Here is a 20030-nt window from a genome sequence, read left to right on the forward strand (position 1 = left end):
TCCGGGGAGGTGACGACATGGGAGGGCGAGGATGCCGGTCTCGAAGACGTGGGTCCCCGGGACAAGCCCGGGGATGACGTTGGAGGGGATGGAGATGGCTGCGAGGTGCACCTCGTCCCGGACGGCGCAGCCGATCCGGGATCGCTGGACGAGTGACGCGCTGTCATCCCGGACGAAGCGGAGCGGAGATCCGGGATCCATAGCCGCTGACGTTGCAGAACCATGCGCGACGCGGATCGTCTCGTCCTGAGACGGCGTGGGTCCGGATCCCCGCCGCCGCGGGGATGACGATGGCGAGGTGCGAGCGTCTCGTTCTGAAAGCGATCCCGGCTCTGGTGCGGAGACCGATGGCGAGGGGACGCCGTGAGCAACGGCAATCAAGACGGGCGCGAACACGAAGACTTCATCGCCCCGGCGCTTGCATCGACGGCCAAGCCCTCCACCTTCAGGAAGGCCACAAGGATATCCCGATGACCCGAAAGCTGCGTCTTCCTCTCTATGCCGCCCTTCTGCTGTCGCTGGCTTTGCCCCTCGGCGCAGGTGCGCAGGAGCAGGGGGGAGGGCGCGAGCAGCAGGCGCAGCAGCAGGAAGCGCGCCGGAGCCGGCCCGAGGCCAGGGAAACGCAGGCGCTGCCGGCGGAATCGGTGACGCGCCATACCCTGCAGCTGCCCGGCCGCACGCTTTCCTTCACCGCGACGGCGGGCCATCTGACATTGACCGACCAGCAGGGCGCTCCTCAGGCGGAGATCGCCTTCGTCGCCTATACCAAGGACGATGCCGATCCGGCGAAGCGGCCGGTGACATTCGCGGTGAATGGCGGTCCGGGCGCTTCCTCGGCCTATCTGCATCTTCTCGCCATCGGCCCCTGGCTGCTGCCGCTCGACGGCCCAGTAATCAACCCCTCGGCGCCCTCCGCCCTCGTGCCCAATGCGGAGACCTGGCTCGATTTCACCGATCTCGTCTTCATCGATCCGCCCGGCACCGGCTACAGCCGCGTGGTCGGCGGCGATCAGGTGCGCGAGCGATTCTACTCGGTTCAGGGCGACATCGACGGGCTCGCCGCCGCGACCATGCGCTGGCTCAAGGAAAAGAACCGGCTGACGTCGCCGAAATTCTTCGTCGGCGAGAGCTATGGCGGATTCCGCGGGCCGCTCTTGGCGCAGAAGCTGCAGAGCGATCAGGGCATCGGCTTCAGCGGCCTCGTTCTCGTCTCGCCCGTCTTCGATTTCGACTGGCTCGACCAGGGCACCGGTGCGCCATGGACCAACGCGGCCCTGCTGCCCTCGCTCGCGGCAGCGAAACTCTCGCGCGAAGGCCCGGTGACGCGTGACAAGCTGCAGGAGGCCGAGGCCTACGCCTCCGGCGAGTATCTCGTCGATCTCATGCGCGGCCTCCAGGACAAGCAGGCCGTCGAGCGCGCCGGCCGCCGCGTGGCGGAACTGAGCGGGCTCGATCCCGCACTCACGCGCCGCCTTGCGGGGCGTATCGACATGCGTACAGCTCAGCGCGAGCTGCGACGCAGTTCTTCGGAGGTCGTCAGCGCCTACGATACCAATGTCGCCATTCCGGACCCGAACCCGACATCCCAGTCGTCCCGCTTTGCGGACCCGGTCCTCGATGCCATGACCGCTCCTCTGACGAGCGCGATCATCCAGCATCTGACGCAGAATCTGAACTACAAGGCGGATGGTCGCTACAACCTGCTCAACGGCTCGATCAACGGCGCCTGGCGCTGGGGCAACGGACGCAACGGGCCGGAAAACCTCGACGAGCTGCGCCAGGCCCTGTCTCTCGACAGCAATCTGCGCGTGCTCGTCACGCACGGCTACACCGATCTGGTGACGCCCTATTATGCGTCGCAGCTTCTCCTGAACCAGCTTCCCGCTCTCGGTCCCCAGAACCGTGTGGCGCTCTCTGTTTACGAAGGCGGCCACATGTTCTATTCGCGTCAGGCATCACGGCAGGCTTTCAAGGCCGATGTGCAGCGGCTTTTCGAGGAGGCCCTGCAGGCACGAGCCGCCGATTGAGGCATCGAGCCCGGGCAAACCGGGCCGGATCTCGTGATGTGATGCGACGGGGGATTGATGGCAATGCGTGCAAAAGTTCTATCCTGCATCGGCCTTATGGCGCTGGGCATGGCTGCGTGCAGCAGCACCGGCAATGCGCCGCCGGCAGCGGCCGTGCCGCCGGCAGCGGCGCCACCGATAACGGCGCCCGGCCCCGTGATCGACGGTCCCGTGCTCGGACCGGACGGCCGCTGCACCGGAACGTCCGCAGGGACCGCGGCTGCAATCGAGCCCGGCATCACCGAATGCGATCTCGTCCGTCTCAAGGGCAAGCCCGCCACCGACGTGCTCGTTGGCGAGAGCGGCAAGGGCCAGCGCGAAGTGCAGGTGCTCTATTCCGAGCCCGGCGGCCGCGAGCTCTATTTCTTCGTCAACAACCGGCTCGATCGGGTGGTGAAGCCCTGATCCGGTGCGAAGCGCCGGCGCCGCAATCTCACTCCGGGCGAGGCGGCGCCGGTTCGACGGCGATGTCGAAATGCAGCACCTCTTCGCGCGTTCCGAGCTTTTCGTAGAGCGCGATGGCCGGGTCGTCGCCGTAATCGGCCTGCACGTAGACGACCCAGGCACCGCGCGCCGATGCGATCCCGCGCAGATGCTCGATCAGCCCCGTCGCGATATGCCGTCGCCGGTGCTCTTCCGCAACGGCAAGATCATAGATGTAGACCTCGCGCCGCGCTCTCTCGAACTTGTCGAGTTCATAGGCGACGAGACCGCCGAGGACGTCTTCGCCGCTCAACGCGACGAGCGCAACGACGTGATCCTTCGCAAGCAGGTCGTTCAGGTATTCGTCCGTCGGCGGCGCCGCGCCGTAGGTTTCAGGATCTGCGAAGACATCGCCGAACAGGGCGTTCAACCGGCGCATGAGCGCGATGTCGGATGAGGTCAGGCGGCGGATGGCGAAGGGCGTCGATGGCATCGTCTCTGTTTAGACCACTTGCGCTGCTTGCTCCAGCGCCGACGGTCTGACGTAAGTGGCGGCTCACGCGGGGCGCTTCGAGCCGCTGCCGTCCGCTGCGGATTCGTAGAGATGCCGGATGTCGTCGAGACTGCGGATCGACTGGCCCGACGGCATCTGAATGACCGCACTCAGCTGCCTGAATTTGTCGTCCGCCCAGTCCTCGATCACCAGGGCGACCGCTTCCCTGAGAGGAAGGGTCGCGATCTTTTCCGTCATGAATTCCGAGCTCCTGGAGGATCTGCTGATGGCAAACAGATCGACGATCTCGTTCATGTCATGAGCAGTACTCAACGTCCTCTCCGTCCAGGCCCGGTTCCATGCGCATAGCGGCGGAGGAATGTGGCAGGACCGTGCTAGCCCCTTCAAATGAACAAAGGAGGTAACGAGCAGCGATCATGAGCGGATGTGTCGACGGTATGCGGTGGATTGTGATGCAGGACCGGGAAGGCGGATGGCGCCTTCGGATGAGCGGTTCAATTCACGGCGGAGGGAAGCGGCCGCGAAGGATCGTTGTCGTTTCCGGGTTCGACGGCACGGACCTTGAGCGAAGCGAGCGGCATCGTCGCACGGGAGAAGAGGCGCGTCGTGCAGTAGGTGAGGATCTGGTTCATCGCAGCCTCCATCAAAGGCACGATGACGCTACCTCACGCGGCGACGACCGGATGTGCTCTCCCGCACACAAATTTACCTAACGGCATTTCCGACGGCGCCTGCGATGCGCTTCATGTGAAGGCGGATTTTCCACTTGGGTTGCTGGCGGGCATTGTCGTTCACGGCATGCGCGTCGCTGTCCGTCAGATAGGCCATCGGCATCAGGCCCTCGGAAAATGTTTTGTCGGTGCAGGCGGAAATATGGATCCTCATCTGTCAGCCTCCCCCTAAGGCCGCAACGAGAATACGTTCCTGCACACGCTTTGCGTGAACTCCGAATGGGTAACTCGGGCGCTCTAGAGGATTAGGCTGGATGGATAGAGGCTCAGCTCAAGGAGTACCGAGCCTCTACGAGCCGGATCAATAGACCTCATATCGCCTGGTGGGGCGTCCGTAATCGTCCTCGTAGCCGCGGTAATCACGGTCGTAACCGCGCTCATAGCCCCGTTCATAGCCGCGCGGCGGCGGAGGTGGCCTGCGATAGCCGTCGTCCCGCCAACGATCGTAGCCCCGGGCCACATAGGCGCAGCGCTTCGGAATGCCCGGCGCCGGGTCCCCGAAGACCCGGTTCGAGCAGGGAACGCCGCCCCCGCGGACGAAGACTTCGGTGCTTTGGCCGGGGACGCCGTAGATGACGCGGGTGGAATAGGGGACGCGGCAGAACTCATGTTCCCGCGCGCATGGCACGAGGCCTTGCGCCTGGACGCCCGATGGCGAACCGAGGAACACCCCCGTGGTCAGCACCGCCATCGCCATGATCGTACGAAACATGTTCGCTCTCCCTGATAAGGGTCTCAGCCTATGGCTCGGAGAATGAACGCCGTCGTAACGGCGGGGATCCAGGGAGAAGGCCTCCGATGCTCTAGACGCTCGCCTCTTCGATCTCGCTGCTCAGCATCAGCCATTCCTCCTCCACCGAGGCGAGGGTCGAGGCGGCCTCGGCGCGCATCCGGGAGAGTTCGGTCGCCTTGGCGGGGTCCTTCTGGAAGGCGGTGCCGTCGGCGAGCGCGGTGTCGACCTTGCCGATCACGTCGGTGAGCTTCGCCATCCGCGTCTCAAGCGCTTCGAGCTTCTTGCGCAGAGGCGCGAGAGCCGCACGGCGCTCGGCGGCGGCGCGGCGTTCGTCGCCCTTCGAGGCGGACGGTGCCTGTGGCTTGTCGGGGCGCTTCTGCGGATCGAGCTCGCCGGAGAGCACGAGCTGGCGATAATCGTCCATGTCGCCGTCGAAGGACTTCACGCCGCCATTGCCGACGATCCACAAGCGGTCGGCGCAGGCCTCGATCAGGAAGCGGTCGTGACTCACCAGGATGACGGCACCGGTATAATCGTTGATCGCCTCCATCAGGGCCGTGCGGCTGTCGATGTCGAGGTGGTTGGTCGGCTCGTCGAGGATGAGCAGGTGAGGGCCCTCGAAGGCCGCAAGCCCCATGAGAAGTCGTGCCTTCTCACCGCCCGACAGGGATGAGACCGGCGTGTCCGCCTTGGCGCCCGGAAAGCCGATCTGCGCCGTGCGGGCGCGGATCTTGGCGATCGGCGTGTCGGGCATGCGTTCGGCCACATGGTCGTAGGCGGTGGCTTTCGGGTTGAGTTCGTCGAGCTGGTGCTGCGCGAAATAGGCCACATCCATGCGAGACGGCGTGCGCATCTCGCCTTTCATGGGCGCGAGTCTGCCGCCGATGAGCTTGCAGAAGGTGGATTTGCCGTTGCCGTTCGATCCGAGCAGGGCGATCCGGTCGTCCGGCGCGATGGTCAGGTTGAGCCGGTCGAGCACGATCCGCTCCCCGTAGCCGACGGCGGCGCCCTCGACGGTGATCAGCGGCGGCGCGGCGGGGCGCTCGGGTCCCGGCAGGTTGAAGGGCAGCACATCGTCCTCGACGATGGTGGCGATGGGTTCGAGCTTGGCGAGCCGCTTGACGCGGGACTGCGCCTGCCGCGCCTTCGAGGCCTTCGCCTTGAAGCGGTCGACGAAGGCCTGCAGATGCTTGCGCTCGGCCTCCTGCTTCGCCGCCATCTTGGCGGTCAGCTCGCGCTTCTCGGCATATTGCTTGGCGAACGAGGTGTAGCCGCCGCGATAGATCGTGAGCTTGCCCCGGTCGAGATGGAGGATGTGGTTGACGCAGGTATCGAGCAGCTCGCGGTCGTGGCTGATGATCAGCACCGTGTGCGGATAGCGCCCGAGATAATCGTAGAGCCAGAGGGTGCCCTCCAGGTCGAGATAGTTGGTCGGCTCGTCGAGGAGCAGCAGGTCGGGCTCGGTGAAGAGCACGGCGGCAAGCGCCACGCGCATGCGCCAGCCGCCCGAGAAGTCCGAGCAGGGCCGGTTCTGCGCCTCGGCGTCGAAGCCGAGGCCGTGCAGGATGGCTGCAGCGCGGGCAGGCGCCGAGTGGGCCCCGATGTCGGTGAGCCGGGTCTCGATCTCGGCGCGGCGCAGGCCGTCGGCGGTCTCCGCTTCGGCGAGGAGCGCGGAGCGCTCCTTGTCGGCGGCGAGCACGACCTCGATCAGGGTCTCGGGTCCGCCCGGCGCCTCCTGGGCCACGGCGCCGATCTTCATGCCGCGGGGCAGGGTGACGGTGCCGCTTTCCGTGGAAAGCTCGCCCTGGACGATCTTGAAAAGGGTGGTCTTGCCGGCGCCGTTGCGCCCCACGAGTCCCACCTTCGCCCCGGTGGGCAGATTGAAGGAGGCGCGGTCGAGGATCAGCCTATTGCCGATGCGGAAGGTCAGGTCGTTGACGTGAAGCATGCCGCCTTTTGACGTCTGACGAGGGCGCTGGCAAGGTCTCGGACAAGATCTCGAAGCCCCGGCCGATAGCCGGAATTGCCAATGACACGAGAGACAGGGCCTGAGAAAGGGTTGCGCGACACACAGATACTGACGCTGCGAAATTTATGGTATAGCCAAGACTTGCAGGTAGGGGGAGAAGAACAATGGCGAGGCTCGCCGGGATCAAATTGTTCAAGGGGCTGGACATCGACCTTGAGCGCTTCGAGGCGCGGGCCAATTGGCGCCGCTTCGATCCCGAAGAAGTCCTGATCGACTTCGACGAGCCGTCGACCGACCTCTATTTTCTTCTGACGGGCGAGGTCCGGGTGCTCATGCGTACCCCCTCGGGCAAGGAGGTCATCCTCCACGAGATGAAGCCGAACGACCTCTTCGGCGAGCTCGCCGCCCTCGACGGCGTGCCGCGTTCGGCCAACGTCACGGCGCTCACCCGGGGCGAGGCCTGCGTCATGCCGGCCGCCGTCTTCAAGGAGCTGCTGTTCTCGCATCAGGTGGTCTCGGAGCGCCTCTTCTGCCTCATGGCGGCGCGCATCCGAGAGCTGAACGCCCGCTTCATGGAGCAGACGGTCCTCGATCTCAGGCACCGGCTCTATTCGGAACTCCTGCGCCTGTCGACGCCCCGGCAGGACCGGTCGGGGGAGCGGGTGATCACGCCGCCGCCCTTCCACCACATCGTGGCTGCCCGCATCGGCTGCCGGCGCGAGCAGATCACGCGGGAATTCTCCATGCTGACTCAGGAGGGCCTGATAGAGCGCACCCGCGGCGCTCTGATCCTGCGCCAGCCGGAGGTGCTCAAAGCGCGCGTAACCGAGGCCCTGCAGACGGACCGCTAGCCGGAGCCTGCGGTCCGTAGGCCGCGAAGAAGACGCGGATGGCGTTTGCCACGTTGTGTTGGATCTCGTCCTCCGTCGGCGGCTCGCCGACCGAGAAGAGCATACGACGCAGGATGCCGGAGACGCACAGGTCGAGGAAATGCTGGGCTGCGAGGCCGGTATCCTCGATGGAGAGCCTTCCTGCTTCCACCTGCCGGTCGAAATAGGCGCTGAGCCGCGCGATGCCCTGGCAGGGGCCGGCCTCGTAGAAGGCCTGTCCGAGGCGCGGGAATTTTTCGGCCGCGCCCATCACCATCCGGATCGAGGATACGTGCTCGGGCTTGCCCAAGCGGCGCAGATAACTGAGGCCGAGCCTGGTCAAGGCGCCGCGAACGTCGGGATCCTCCGCATCGAGCTTGAACAGGACCTCGGCTAAACCCCGCTTCTCCTCGGTCGTCAGGGCCTCGAACAGGCTCTCCTTGCTGTCGAAATAGACATAGAGGGTCCCCTTCGAGACGCCTGCGACCTTGGCGATCTCGCCCATGCTGGCGCCGTCGAAGCCCTGGGCCAGAAACACCTTCCGCGCACCTTCCAGAATCTGGCGGCGCTTGGCGCTCTCACCGCTCTCCTCGGCGGTCGTGGAAAGCTCCCGGGTGGTGTCATGCGCGGCGCTCATGGCTTCTAGAACATCCTTTATTAGCTATTGACCGAACGGTTCGGTCAACCATATATGGCAGACAATCGTCGAAGATCAAGGCCGCAATGCAACGCCCGAGCTTTTGAAAGCGAGCGGCTCCCTAGGCCTTGCAGAGGTTCACATGGCTTATCGCGAAGAATTTCAGCAGGGTGCGGGCGCCCCCGAGACGGCTCGGGACGGAAAGGCCGTTCAGGCTCCCCAGCCGGAACAGGCGGCTCCCGCATTGGCACCTCCTGCCAAGAAGAAGGGCTTCGGCAAGAAACCCGTGATCTTCGCCGTGCTCGCGGCGGCCCTCGGCTTCGGCGCCTACGAGGGGCATTCATGGTGGACCGACGGCCGTTTCATGGTCTCGACCGATGACGCCTATGTACAGGCCGATATCACAATTCTGTCGGCCAAGATCTCCGGCTATGTCTCGTCCGTCGCCGTCACCAACAACCAGAGCGTCAAGGCCGGCGACCTGATCGCCAAGATCGACGACGGCGATTACCGCCTCGCCCTGCAATCGGCCAAGGACAAGCTCGCGACCCAGCAGAGCGCCATCACCCGCCTCGGCCGGCAGGTCGAGGCCGGCCGCGCCTCCGTGGCGCAGGCCGAGGCGCAGGTCGTCAGCGCGCAGGCGGAGGCCGAGCGCGCCGAGAGCGACTACGCCCGCCAGCAGCAGCTCGCCAAATCCGACTACACCAGCAAGGCCTCGTTCGAGAACGCCAAGGCGGCCCGTGACAAGGCCAATGCCGAGGTGAAGAGCGCCCAGGCCGCGTCTGCCGCCGCTCAGGCCAATGTCGAAGTCCTTGCCGCGCAGCAGAACGAGGGTCAGCGTCTGGCCGACGAGTATCGCACGGCCGTCGAGAAGGCGGAGCGTGATCTCTCCTTCACCGAGATCCGAGCAGCCGTCGACGGCATTGTTGGCAACAAGGCGGTCGAGGTCGGAACCTTCGTGCAGCCAGGCGCCCGCCTGGCTGCCCTGGTGCCGCTGACAAGCGTGCATGTGGATGCCAATTTCAAGGAGACGCAGCTCGCCTCCCTGAAGCCCGGCCAGAAGGTGCATGTGAAGGTCGATGCCTTCCCGGATACCGATATCGTCGGCACGGTCGAGAGCGTCTCGCCCGCCGCCGGCGCGGTGTTCAGCCTGCTGCCGCCGGAGAACGCTACCGGCAACTTCACCAAGATCGTCCAGCGTGTGCCGGTGCGCGTCACCGTGAGCCCCGACGTGGCCCAGAAGGGCCTGCTCCGCCCGGGCCTGTCGGTGGTCGTCGACGTCGACACCCGCACCTCGGCCGAGCCCTCCAAAACGGCCAGCATCAAAGAGTAAGGAACCATGGCCGCATCCGCTGCCATTCCGGGCAAGCCTCAAGCCATGCCTGCCGCGAAGCCTGCGCCGCTCGACCGGCGCCGGACCTTTGCGTTCTTCTGCATGGTCTTCGGCATGTTCATGGCGATCCTGGACATCCAGATCGTCTCCGCTTCGCTCGCCGAGATCCAGGCCGGCCTCTCCGCCTCGTCCGAGGAAATCTCGTGGGTGCAGACGAGCTACCTGATCGCGGAAGTGATCATGATCCCGCTCTCGGGCACGCTCTCGCGCGTGCTCTCGACGCGCTGGATGTTCGTGATCGCGTCGGGTGGCTTCACCTTCATGAGCTTCATGTGCGCGACCGCGACGAACATCGATCAGATGATCGTCTACCGCGCGCTGCAGGGCTTCATCGGCGGCGGCATGATCCCGACCGTCTTCGCCTCCGCCTTCACGATTTTCCCGCCTGAGAAGCGGCCCGTGATCTCGCCGATCATCGGCCTCGTGGCAACGCTCGCGCCGACCATCGGCCCGACGCTCGGCGGCTATCTGACGGACCTGTTCTCCTGGCACTGGCTGTTCCTCGTCAACATCGTGCCCGGCATCTTCGTCACGGTTTCAACCTACCTGCTGGTCGATTTCGACGAGCCCGATCTCAGCCTGTTCAAGTCCTTCGACTGGGCTGGCCTCGGCTTCATGGCCGCCTTTCTTGGCAGCCTGGAATATGTGCTGGAAGAAGGGCCGCTGAACGAGTGGTTCCAGGACGAGGCGGTGCTGATCCTCGCCATCGTCTGCGTGATCGGAGCGGTCGGCTTCTTCTACCGGGCGTTCACGGCAAAGCAGCCGATCGTGGATTTGCGCGCCTTCGCCGACCGCAACTTCCTCGCCGGTTCCGCCTTCAGCTTCGTCATGGGCATCGGCCTCTACGGCCTGACCTATCTCTATCCGGTCTATCTGGCCCGCGTCCGCGGTTACTCGTCGCTTCAGATCGGCGAGACCATGTTCGTGACGGGCGCCACCATGTTCCTCATGGCGCCGGTGGCGGGAATCCTGTCGCGCAAGATGGATCCGCGGCTCATGATGGCCATCGGCTTCGGCGCCTTTGCCTTCGGTACCTGGCAGATCACCGGCCTGACCAAGGATTGGGATTTCTGGGAACTGTTCGTGCCGCAGATCTTCCGCGGCGTCGGTCTCATGATCTGCATGGTGCCGATCAACAACATCGCGCTCGGCACCCTGCATCCGAGCCGGATCAAGAACGCGTCGGGCCTCTACAACCTCACGCGCAATCTCGGCGGCGCGGTCGGTCTGGCGGTCATCAATACGCTCCTGAACAATCGTCTCGATCTGCATCTCCAGCGCTTGCGCGAGAGCGTGACCTGGGACAGTTCGAAGGCGATGGAAACGCTCAATGCTCTGACCATGAAGTTCCAGGGTCTCGGCACGGACGCGAATGCGGCAGCGATCAAGACGATGTCGAACATGGTCCGGAAGGAGGCTCTGGTCATGTCCTTCGCCGACGTCTTCCTGCTGCTGACCGTGCTGTTCCTGGGGCTGATCTGCGCCTTGCCCTTCATCAAGAAGCCGCGCGCAGCACCCGCCGGCGGCGGGGGGCATTGACTTAAACCTCCAAAACTCAAGCCCGACCTTGAGTCAGGCTCATTTGATTCCCTGCTCTTCAAATCTCGCGCGCCTAATGGCTCGCTTCGATGATGGGAGTGGTGATGATCGGGATCACCGCGATTGTTACCTAAGGAAATATCTGGCTGATTGGCTAGGCCAATTCGGGCAGGGGATTATTCACTATCGAATAATTGGACTAATTGACGGGTCGGAAAAAACGGACAAATGTCCGATTGAGAATTTCGGAATCGAAAGAAAGCAGAGGGGCCGTCCCCCTGGACAGCGAACGGCCCCAATGCCCCATCCCTTTACGGGATGTACTTGCCCCTTATGGGGCCTTCACTAAAAGGCGCCTGCTTCCGGTTCGTCCGGGGCAGGCTCCTGTTATGGGAACGGACCCGTTCCCACCTCTTGAACCGGAAACGCAGGTATGCCCTGACGCGAACCGGCTTTAGCAATGGAAAAAGCGGGAGCTGCATTGAGCTACCCTCCTTCTGCCTGAGCGGGTATGGCCCCGCCGTCCTGGATGCCCTATGCACCCGGGCGAAAGCGCGAAGAGCCAGGCAGGCAAAATCCCATTGCTACATATTGTCTAGCACAACTCTTTTGTAAGAATGTCTAACCTGTGCTTGAGAGGACTTTCTTCCTGTGAATCCTCGTGGATTTTGTGGAGGAGAATGCTGGGCCAGCCCAGGAGTCCAAAGGCGAGGCTCAAAAATAATTTTTTGGATCAATTAAGATCTCAAATCCCCTGAGCCTTCGTATCCACGCTCACCACCACCGACATGCCGGGCGACAGATGATCGGTGAGCGACTGGCCCGGATCGATGGCGATGCGCACGGGCACGCGCTGCGCGACCTTGGTGAAGTTGCCGGTGGCGTTGTCGGTTCGGATCACGCTGAATTCCGAGCCGGCCGCCGGCGAGAAGCGCTCGATATGGCCGTTCAGCTGCGCGTGCTGGAGCGCATCGACCGTGAAGGTCACGGACTGGCCGGGTTCCATGCCGGCGAGCTGGGTTTCCTTGAAGTTCGCGATTACCCAGATCCGCTCCGGCACCAGGGCGAGAAGCTGGGTGCCCGCGGAGACGTATTGCCCGATACGCGCACCGATCTCGCCGAGCTTTCCATCCTCCGGCGCGACGATGCGCGTGTTCTGCAGATCGATTTCGGCGAGGCGGACTGCCGCCTGCGCGCCCTGCACGGCCGCTTCGAGGGATTGGCGGCTGACCAGGGTCGAGGCGAGATCCTGCCGCGAAACCTCCAGCGCTGCCTGCGCCTGATGCAGCGAGGCCGTCGACTGGTCGAGCGCGGCCCGCGCCTGATCGGCCTGGCTCTGCGTCGTGACGCCCCGTTCGAGCAACGGCTCGATCCGCTTCCAGCTCGCTTCCGCCGCCTTGAGCGCGGCCTGGGCGCTGTCGACCTGCGCCTGGCTCGACGTGATGCGTGCTTCGTCCGAGCGGCGCTTCTGCTCTGAATTGGCGAGAGCCGCCTGCTGGCCCGCGAGCGTCGCCTTCGCCTGTTCGAGCTTCTGCGCGAAGATGCGGTCGTCGAGCTTCACGAGAAGCTGACCGGCCTTCACGTGCTGGAAATCCTGCACCGCGACCTCGCCGACATAGCCGGCGAGCTGCGGGCTGACGAGGGTCACCTGTCCGCGCACATAGGCATTGTCCGTCGTCTGAACGGAGCTGTCGAAAGGCGGCAGGCGCCAGGCATAGAGGACCAGCGCAACGCCGATGGCGCCGATGGAGGTTGCGATGAGCGTCGTGGGGGAGCGGAGAGACTTGAGCATGGCAATCGATATGGGGTTAAGCGGCTGCGGGCTGAGGAGCGGGTGACAGGCGCGCGGCGACGGTGCGGACCGCCACGTGAACGATCAGGGCGGCGAGGGCGAAGGCGGCAATCCCTGCAATGGCCAGGAAGGCGTCGTTATAGGCGAGCACCGTCGCCTCGCGGGTAACCTGCTGGCTGAGCAGGATGGCGCCTTCGGCATTCAGCAGCGCCTTGTCGCCAATCACGCGGCCATAGGCGCCCGCAAGCTGGCTGAGACGCTGGATGACGAGGGGATCTGTCAGCGGCAGATGGTTGGCGAGAGCCTGGATGTGGAAGCGCGTACGCCAGGTGATGAAGCTTCCGACGATGGCGGAGCCGAGCACACCGCCGATGCTCTGGGTGGTGAGGAAGACGATGACGAAGCTCAGGATGTAGGTCGGCCCTTTCTTTAGCGCCATCATCAGGCCGGATGCCATGGCCGGCGGCAGGAAGAGCGCGCCCGCGAAGGCGATGAGCGCCTGGCTCAGATACATCTCGGCCGGACGCGTCAGGTTCGTGGCCCGGCTGTCCATGACGGCGCCTGCGATGAGCAGAGACAGGGCGACGATGTGGATCGCGTGCTCACGGTCCGGCTTGACGATCGCCGCACAGGCGAGCCCGCCGAGGATCGAGGCCGCGAGGATGACGAGCGAGAGCATCTGCATCTGCTCGTTCTGCAACCCGAGCGCCTGGAAGAAGGCGAAGGCGCCGCTCGTCTGCTCCGACAGGGCGATGCGGAAGATCAGAAGCGCGCCGGTGAAATGCACGACCTCCTTGCTCGCCAGCCAGCGGATGTCGAGCAGCGGGCTCTCGCGGTTGAGTTCGAGCACGACGGCCACGGTGACGGCAGCGATGCCGACAGCCAGCATGATCCCGAGCCAGGGCGCCTCGAACCACCAATAGACGCGGCCGAGCGTCAGCACCATGGCCGTCAATCCGAAGCCGATTGCTATCAGCAGATAGCTCACCACATCGCGCCAATGGATGACCTTCGCCCGCGGCTGCGGCGTGAGTGGCAGCAGATAGACGGCGGCGAAAGCCAGCATGGCGATGGCGATCTCGAACACGTAGAGGCCATGCCATTGTCCGAGCATCAGCAGATCCGGCGCGATCAGGCGCGCGACGGGAGCGCCGAAGGACAAGTTCGTAAGTGCGAGCGACAGGCCGATATTCAGCTTCTTCGCCGGAGGGAAAGCCTCCAGCATGTAGAGAAAGCCGAGCGACGACATGGGTGCCGCTGCGATGCCGCTGAAGAAGCGCACGACCAGCGCCGAATGCAGGTCGTTGACGAAGAGATGCATCAGCGAAACCAGCATGAAGACGAGAATGCTCAGCTCCGCGAAATTGCGCAGGCCGTATTGGGTCCGGATCTTGATGAGGGCCAGGGACAGGCTGACATTCGGCGCCATGTAGGCGGCGACGAGCCATGTAGCCTCGTTCGCGGTTGCGCCGAGGGAGCCCTGAATCTGCGGCAGGTTCGCCGAGATGAGGTTCATGCCCAGCCCCTGCGTGAGGGCGAGGAGAAGCGAGGCGAGCATGTAGCCTGCCGCGCGAAGCGGCGGCATGGGAGCAGGCGCCGCCGCGGGGGAGGGCGGCGCCTGCGGTTCCGGCGGCTTCGAAGGGGTCTCGACCTCGGAGCCGCCGGCGTCGGGATGCATTCTGACGGATGCGGATGTCATGAGGATGCCGCCGCTCAGCTCATCGCTTCCAGGTTCCGGCTCATGGCGTTCAGGGCGCGGATGGCGACCGTCAGCTCGGCCTCGGGGATGTCCTTGAGCACGTCGCTGCGGAATTCCTTGACCAGGGCGTCGACATAGGAAGCCTGCTCGCGCCCCGCAGCCGTCAGAGCGATCTGCTTCGCGCGCCGGTCGCCGTCGACCGGCTGGCGCTCGATCAGGCCCTGCTTCCCCAGGCCGTCGAGAAGGGGCACCAGGGTCGGCCCTTCGATCTCGAGGGCGTCTGCAAGCTCGGTCTGGGTCATGCAATCCTTCTTGCCGAGGAAAATCAGGGCCCGCGCCCGCGCCAGCGTCAGCCCCTCGGCGCGCACGCGGGCATCGAAGGCGGTGCGCATCTTGCGGCTGACCTTCCACAGTTCCTCGGAGAAAGCCGCTTTCGTCGGAGTGACCATAGGGATCCTAGAGGGCATATTATTAGGATACTAATTATATGCATGCTCGATATCTGAATTCCAGGGCTGCTTCAAGTGTGTCGGACGCCTTGGCGGGGCAGGGCAGGGTTGCAGGAAATGCCGATCTCCAGGCTGGGGGATTCCGGCGTTTAAGCTGTTGTTCTCAAGGGCCGAACATCATAGCCTGCCCGTCGGTTTTCTCAGTCAAGGTCGAAGTCGAAACATCTTGCCTCCTCCGTCCCGACACTCCGCCTCCGTCGGCGCCGTGCGCCGCGCCTTCGCACCCTGGTCCGATCCTGCAGCCAAGCCGCTCATCCGCTTCGAGAACGTCACGAAGCGCTTCGGCGATGCGGTGGCGGTGGACCATCTCTCCCTGAACATTTTCGAAAAAGAGTTCTTCTGCCTGCTCGGCCCATCGGGCTGCGGCAAGACCACGCTCATGCGCATGCTCGCGGGCTTCGAGACGCCGAGCGAGGGCGCGATCACGTTGGGGAATCAGAATTTGGCCGGCGTGCCGCCCTACCGGCGGCCGGTGAACATGATGTTCCAGTCCTATGCGCTCTTTCCCCATATGAGCGTCGAGAAGAACATCGCCTTCGGCCTCAAGCAGGATGGATTGCCGAAGGATCAGATCGCGGATCGCGTCGGCGAGATGCTGCGCCTCGTCCAGCTGGAAAAGCTCGCCCGACGCTATCCGAGCCAGCTCTCCGGCGGCCAGCGGCAGCGCGTGGCGCTCGCTCGCGCTCTCGCCAAGAAGCCGAAGCTGCTGCTTCTCGACGAGCCGCTCGGCGCCCTCGACAAGAAGCTGCGTGAGGAAACCCAGTTCGAGCTGATGGACATCCAGCACGAGCTTGGCATGACCTTCGTGGTCGTCACCCACGATCAGGAGGAGGCCATGACCATGGCCGACCGCATCGCGGTCATGGACCACGGCCGGATCGTGCAGGTGGCGACGCCCGGAGAAATCTACGAGCAGCCCAAGACCCGCTTCATCGCCGAGTTCGTCGGCGACGTGAACATCCTGGAGGGCCATGTCCAGGGACTGGAGAACGGCCTCTGGCGCGTGAAGACGCCGTCGGCCGCTGAGCCCCTGACCATCGACGACCCCGACGAAGTGCTGAATTCCGGCCAGGCCGTGGCAATCGCGGTTAGGCCCGAGAAGATGGTGATCCAGCGCGATCCACCGCCGCCCGGCACCCGGAACGTGCTGACCGGCGAGGTCTGGGACATCGGCTATCTCGGCGACTGGACCGTCTATCGCGTCAAGCTCGCCACCGGCGAGATCCTGCGCGTGACCCGCGCCAACGCCTCGCGCTTCGTCGAGAACCCCATCGATTGGGACGAGCAGGTCTTCGTCACCTTCGCGCCCGATGCGGCCGTGATCCTGGCGGAATAGCCATGGTGGAGCGTTCTCTCACACGGTGTCTGGCGGCGGGTCTGGTGCCGCTCGTGCCGTTTCTCTGGCTCTGCGTCCTCTTCCTCGTTCCGTTCCTGATCGTTCTCAAGATCAGCCTTTCGGATCCGGCGGTCGCGCAGCCGCCCTATACGCCCGTCTTCGACTGGAGCGACATTGCGGGCTTCTTCAGCCAGCTCGATTTCGAGAATTTCGGATTGCTGGTCGAGGACGATCTGTACTTCCGGGCGGTGCTTTCGTCCGTGCGCATCGCCGCCGTCTCGACCCTGCTGCTGCTTCTCGTCGGCTTTCCCATTGCCTACGGCATGGCCCGCGCGCCGGAGCGCCACCGCTCGCTGCTGGTCGCTCTCGTCATCCTACCGTTCTGGACGAGCTTTCTCATCCGCATCTATGCCTGGATCGCCATTCTCAAGCCCGAAGGCCTTCTCACCCAGGCGCTCATGGGGATCGGCCTAATTTCGGAACCGCTCGACATCCTCAACACCGAGACGGCGGTCTATGTCGGCATCGTCTATGCCTACCTGCCCTTCATGGTGCTGCCGCTCTACGCGACGCTGGAGAAGATGGACGACACGCTCCTTGAAGCGGCCCTCGATCTCGGTTCGACGCCCTGGCGCTCGTTCTGGACGATCACCGTGCCGCTCGCCATGCCGGGCATCGTCGCGGGCTCGCTCCTGTGCTTCATCCCGGCCGTGGGCGAGTTCGTGATCCCCGACCTTCTCGGCGGTTCGGAAACCCTGATGATCGGACGGCAGCTCTGGAGCGAGTTCTTCTCCAACCGCGACTGGCCGCTCGCCTCTGCGGTCGCGATCCTGCTCCTCCTCCTCCTCGTCGTGCCCATCGTGATCTACCGCGATGTGGAAGCACGGCGCGTGGAGGCGCGGCCATGAACCGGCGCCTCAGCCTCTTCAACGTCACCTCGCTTGTGCTCGGCTTCGCCTTTCTCTACCTGCCGATCCTGCTGCTGGTGATCTATTCCTTCAACGCGTCGCGGCTCGTCACCGTATGGGGCGGCTTCTCCACGCAATGGTATGGGGCGCTTTTCCGAAACCAGGCGCTCATGGAGGCGGCCTGGGTCACGCTGCGCATCGCGCTTCTGTCGGCGACGATCGCGACCGTTCTCGGCACGCTCGCGGCGCTGGCGCTCACGCGCTACGGGCGCTTTCCCGGCCGCACGCTGTTCACCGGCATGGTCTACGCGCCGATGGTCATGCCCGAGGTCATCACCGGGCTGTCGCTGCTCCTGTTCTTCGTCGCCATCGATCTCGACCGCGGCTTCTGGACGATCACGCTGGCGCATACCACGCTGACCATGTGCTTCGTCACGGTGGTCGTGCAGTCGCGGCTCATGACGTTCGACCGCTCGCTGGAGGAAGCGGCGATGGATCTCGGCGCGCCGCCTCTGCGCACCTTCTTCACCGTGACGCTGCCCCTGATCGCGCCGTCCATCGTGGCGGGCTTCCTGCTCGCCTTCACCCTGTCCATGGACGATCTGGTGATCGCGAGCTTCAATGCCGGGCCGGGTGCGACGACTTTGCCGATCAAGATCTACAGCCAGGTGCGCCTCGGCCTCTCACCGGAGGTGAACGCGGCCTCGGCCATTCTCATCGGCATCGTGACGCTTGGCGTGATAGCGGCGACCCTGATCAGCAAACGTTCGGCGCTGCGCTCGAGCAAAGAAGCTCACTGAGCGACGGCCTGCGGCCCCTGGCGGTTGGCTGGGACGCGCTCACTCGGGAACAGGGGCTTTGCCGCCCCCGAGCGCTCGATGAGCGAGCGGACCTGCGGCGTCACCGCGACATTGTCCCAATCGCCGGTGACGTCGAAGACGAGGGCAGGGGTCTGCGTCGCCGGTGCATCCGCCGCCGAGACATCGGCCGTGACGCGCAGGGCGCGCTCGGGCAGCAGGATCTGCCCGCGCAGATCGGCCTGGACGGCGGGACCTTTGAGCGTGCCCTCGACGATTTCGCCGACGCCGTCCTTCACGACGATCTGTGCCTCGGCCTTGTCGAAGGGCGTGCGGCCGCCTTTCCAGTTGAGGGAGGCGAGCAGCGGCCGCTTCTCTACGCGCCGCAGCGCGTCCTGGAGCGTGATGCCCACGATCTCGCCCTCAGTCAGCTCGATATTGGAGCGGCCTTCGGCCTGCCGGATCACATCCGCCGGGTTCTTTCCCTGGCCCTCGAAGCTGAACTGGCCCTGGGCACGGCCGTTGATCCAACGCGGCTCGCCCATGGCGGTAAGGAAGGGGGCGATCTTCACGTTCGAATAGGTGCCCTGGCTCTTGAAGTCGACCACACCGTTCCGGGACACCAGCGACAGGCGCCCCTTCAGGGTGCCGTCATAGAAATCCGCCCGCCCGATCGAGGCTTCGATCCGGCCCGGCTGGACGAGCACGCTGGCGGCCATGTCGTCGAGACTCAAGCGTCCGAGGCTGGCGCTCGCCGCCGAGAGGCGCAGGTCGAGATCCATCCCGGTCGCCCGCGCGAGATCGATGCCTTCTTCGCTCCACGCCCCGGAAGACGTGCGGGCCAGGGAGAAGGGAGCGAAAAGATCGGAGAGGTTGACGGTATCGGCTGCGAGCGTGCCGGTGATGATCGGCCGGTCCGTATCGAAGCGCACGCCCATGGTCCCCTCGAGCTTGTCCGAGCCGAGGGTGACGGCCACCGCCGGCCAGGACAGGCGGCGGCGGTCCATGGAAAAATCGCCGTTGAGCGAGATGGCCCGCAGGAGCGAGCCGAAGGGCAGGTCGAGTCCGCTCCACCGGGTGAAGTCGCGCACGGAGGTGGCTTTGATGGTGCTCTCGCCCGTGATGCGGGGCGTCTCGCCGAGTTGTGCCTCGCCCTCGGCCGCGATGCGCGCAAAGGGAGAGGAGAGGGTCAACGTAAACGGGCTGATCCGGTCGGAGGCGAGGAGGTCCGGGAAGATGGAGGCCTTTTCCACCACCACCGGTTCGTCCCGCCACTCTGCGGTGCCGGCGACGGTCAGGGGCTCGGAGGCGTCGGTCCAGCGGATGACGATGTTGATGCGGTCGAGATTGGCGGCCTTCAGATCGGTCCAGCGCAGGGACGACTTGTTGATCACCAGGCGCCGGGCATGGGACTCGCTGGCGCCGTTCCTGAAGACCTTGGGCCAGTCGACGGCCTGAACCTTCTGGAGCGAACCGATGAGCTTCGTCTCGCTCAGGTCGAAATCGGACAGCTCGATCCGCCCGAACAGCAGGGGCAGGACGCGCAGCTCACCCCTCAAGGTTCCGCCCTCGGCCCGGAGGGCCTCGTTCGGGAACCGAAGCGTCACGTTCTCGAACTTGACCCGGGGGATGGGCAGAACGGCAAAGGTGCTGCGGCCCCTGACCGTCAGGTCGAGCCCGTACCTGTCCTTCACGTGCTGCGTCAGCTCAGCCGACAGGCCTCCGCCGGGCAGCGTCCAGGGCGAAGCTGCCGTTCCCAGAACGGCGAGCGCTATCAGCGCGATGAGGAAGACAAAGCGGCGGGACATCTGATGAATGTTGTAAACCTTGGGCCCTGCCACGCAAGCGGGGGTGAGGAGATCTCCTCAGGCAAGACCGAGTATGAATCGTTTCCATATATCCATACGAAGGGATTGTCTAAATTGAGGCTAGGTTGCAGGGTGACGGCCTTCCGAACCGGACCTGCCCTGCGACCTATTGGCCGCGGGTCGGTTCGCGACGCTTCGAAGGGCAGGAATCTGCTCACAGGGAGAGGATTTGATGGACAAGGTATACAGCGATGCGCGCGTGGCGCTGGCTGGTGCGGTCAAGGATGGGATGACCATCATGGCCGGC

At 64.7% G+C, this 20030-nt stretch carries 19 protein-coding genes; 8 read left to right on the forward strand and 11 right to left on the reverse strand.

The window, feature by feature from the left end:
• Window positions 1-470: 470 nt before the first annotated feature.
• Together JKL46_RS30550 and JKL46_RS30555 are read left to right on the forward strand one after the other, a co-directional pair.
• Complete coding sequence (locus JKL46_RS30550) at window positions 471-2027, forward strand: S10 family peptidase (protein ID WP_201841591.1); 1557 nt, start codon at window positions 471-473, stop codon at window positions 2025-2027.
• A 96-nt stretch (window positions 2028-2123) separates the two neighbouring features.
• Complete coding sequence (locus tag JKL46_RS30555) at window positions 2124-2471, forward strand: hypothetical protein (RefSeq protein ID WP_425493335.1); 348 nt, start codon at window positions 2124-2126, stop codon at window positions 2469-2471.
• 28 nt (window positions 2472-2499) lie between these two features.
• Here JKL46_RS30555 and JKL46_RS30560 read toward each other — a convergent pair whose 3' ends face one another.
• From JKL46_RS30560 to JKL46_RS30585, 6 genes are all read right to left on the reverse strand, one after another.
• Window positions 2500-2982, reverse strand: a complete 483-nt coding sequence (locus tag JKL46_RS30560) for an AAC(3)-I family aminoglycoside N-acetyltransferase (RefSeq protein ID WP_201841598.1) — start codon at window positions 2980-2982, stop codon at window positions 2500-2502.
• A gap of 63 nt (window positions 2983-3045) precedes the next feature.
• On the reverse strand, window positions 3046-3315 hold the full coding sequence (locus tag JKL46_RS30565; RefSeq protein ID WP_246529647.1) for a hypothetical protein: 270 nt from the start codon (window positions 3313-3315) through the stop codon (window positions 3046-3048).
• A 182-nt stretch (window positions 3316-3497) separates the two neighbouring features.
• Window positions 3498-3635, reverse strand: coding sequence for a hypothetical protein (locus JKL46_RS30570; RefSeq protein WP_201841601.1), 138 nt, complete (start codon window positions 3633-3635; stop codon window positions 3498-3500).
• Window positions 3636-3708: 73 nt separating this feature from the next.
• The gene (locus JKL46_RS30575; protein WP_201841604.1) at window positions 3709-3888 is read right to left on the reverse strand and encodes a hypothetical protein; all 180 of its coding nucleotides are present in this window, start codon (window positions 3886-3888) and stop codon (window positions 3709-3711) included.
• A 147-nt stretch (window positions 3889-4035) separates the two neighbouring features.
• Entirely contained in the window at window positions 4036-4446 is a 411-nt protein-coding gene (locus tag JKL46_RS30580; RefSeq protein ID WP_201841607.1) for a hypothetical protein, read from the reverse strand.
• A gap of 91 nt (window positions 4447-4537) precedes the next feature.
• Window positions 4538-6415 carry an ABC-F family ATP-binding cassette domain-containing protein gene (locus tag JKL46_RS30585; protein WP_201841610.1) on the reverse strand — a complete coding sequence of 626 codons (1878 nt, stop codon included), beginning with the start codon at window positions 6413-6415 and terminating at the stop codon, window positions 4538-4540.
• A gap of 185 nt (window positions 6416-6600) precedes the next feature.
• On the opposite strand from JKL46_RS30585, the gene JKL46_RS30590 reads away from it, so the two are divergent.
• Complete coding sequence (locus JKL46_RS30590) at window positions 6601-7287, forward strand: Crp/Fnr family transcriptional regulator (protein ID WP_201841613.1); 687 nt, start codon at window positions 6601-6603, stop codon at window positions 7285-7287.
• On the opposite strand, the gene JKL46_RS30595 is transcribed toward JKL46_RS30590, so the two are convergent.
• Window positions 7247-7942 (reverse strand): TetR/AcrR family transcriptional regulator, encoded by a 696-nt coding sequence (locus tag JKL46_RS30595; RefSeq protein ID WP_201841616.1) that lies wholly within the window; start codon window positions 7940-7942, stop codon window positions 7247-7249. The genes JKL46_RS30590 and JKL46_RS30595 overlap by 41 nt on opposite strands.
• A 142-nt stretch (window positions 7943-8084) precedes the next feature.
• On the opposite strand from JKL46_RS30595, the gene JKL46_RS30600 reads away from it, so the two are divergent.
• Together JKL46_RS30600 and JKL46_RS30605 are read left to right on the forward strand one after the other, a co-directional pair.
• Window positions 8085-9275 (forward strand): HlyD family secretion protein, encoded by a 1191-nt coding sequence (locus JKL46_RS30600; RefSeq protein ID WP_201841619.1) that lies wholly within the window; start codon window positions 8085-8087, stop codon window positions 9273-9275.
• 6 nt (window positions 9276-9281) lie between these two features.
• Entirely contained in the window at window positions 9282-10874 is a 1593-nt protein-coding gene (locus tag JKL46_RS30605) for a DHA2 family efflux MFS transporter permease subunit (protein ID WP_201841622.1), read from the forward strand.
• 745 nt (window positions 10875-11619) lie between these two features.
• Here JKL46_RS30605 and JKL46_RS30610 read toward each other — a convergent pair.
• From JKL46_RS30610 to JKL46_RS30620, 3 genes are all read right to left on the reverse strand, one after another.
• Window positions 11620-12666 (reverse strand): HlyD family secretion protein, encoded by a 1047-nt coding sequence (locus tag JKL46_RS30610; protein WP_201841625.1) that lies wholly within the window; start codon window positions 12664-12666, stop codon window positions 11620-11622.
• Window positions 12667-12682: 16 nt separating this feature from the next.
• A complete protein-coding gene (locus tag JKL46_RS30615) occupies window positions 12683-14251 on the reverse strand; it encodes an MFS transporter (RefSeq protein ID WP_201841649.1) in 1569 nt (522 codons plus the stop codon).
• Between the two features lie 128 nt (window positions 14252-14379).
• On the reverse strand, window positions 14380-14814 hold the full coding sequence (locus JKL46_RS30620) for a MarR family winged helix-turn-helix transcriptional regulator (protein WP_201841628.1): 435 nt from the start codon (window positions 14812-14814) through the stop codon (window positions 14380-14382).
• Between the two features lie 226 nt (window positions 14815-15040).
• Between JKL46_RS30620 and JKL46_RS30625 the strand changes: the two genes are divergently transcribed.
• Genes JKL46_RS30625 through JKL46_RS30635 form a run of 3 tightly spaced genes read left to right on the forward strand, consistent with a single transcriptional unit; the run spans window position 15041 to window position 17918 of the window.
• A complete protein-coding gene (locus JKL46_RS30625) occupies window positions 15041-16210 on the forward strand; it encodes an ABC transporter ATP-binding protein (protein ID WP_201841632.1) in 1170 nt (389 codons plus the stop codon).
• Window positions 16211-16212: 2 nt separating this feature from the next.
• Window positions 16213-17118, forward strand: coding sequence for an ABC transporter permease subunit (locus JKL46_RS30630; RefSeq protein WP_201841635.1), 906 nt, complete (start codon window positions 16213-16215; stop codon window positions 17116-17118).
• Window positions 17115-17918: an ABC transporter permease gene (locus JKL46_RS30635; RefSeq protein ID WP_201841638.1), complete on the forward strand. Its 804-nt coding sequence runs from the start codon at window positions 17115-17117 to the stop codon at window positions 17916-17918. Before JKL46_RS30630 ends, JKL46_RS30635 begins: the two co-directional genes overlap by 4 nt.
• Here JKL46_RS30635 and JKL46_RS30640 read toward each other — a convergent pair.
• The gene (locus JKL46_RS30640; RefSeq protein ID WP_201841642.1) at window positions 17912-19723 is read right to left on the reverse strand and encodes an AsmA family protein; all 1812 of its coding nucleotides are present in this window, start codon (window positions 19721-19723) and stop codon (window positions 17912-17914) included. The genes JKL46_RS30635 and JKL46_RS30640 overlap by 7 nt on opposite strands.
• Between the last annotated feature and the right edge of the window lie 307 nt (window positions 19724-20030).

The organism is Microvirga zambiensis WSM3693 (assembly GCF_016735695.1).
GTDB classification, from domain to species: domain Bacteria; phylum Pseudomonadota; class Alphaproteobacteria; order Rhizobiales; family Beijerinckiaceae; genus Microvirga; species Microvirga zambiensis.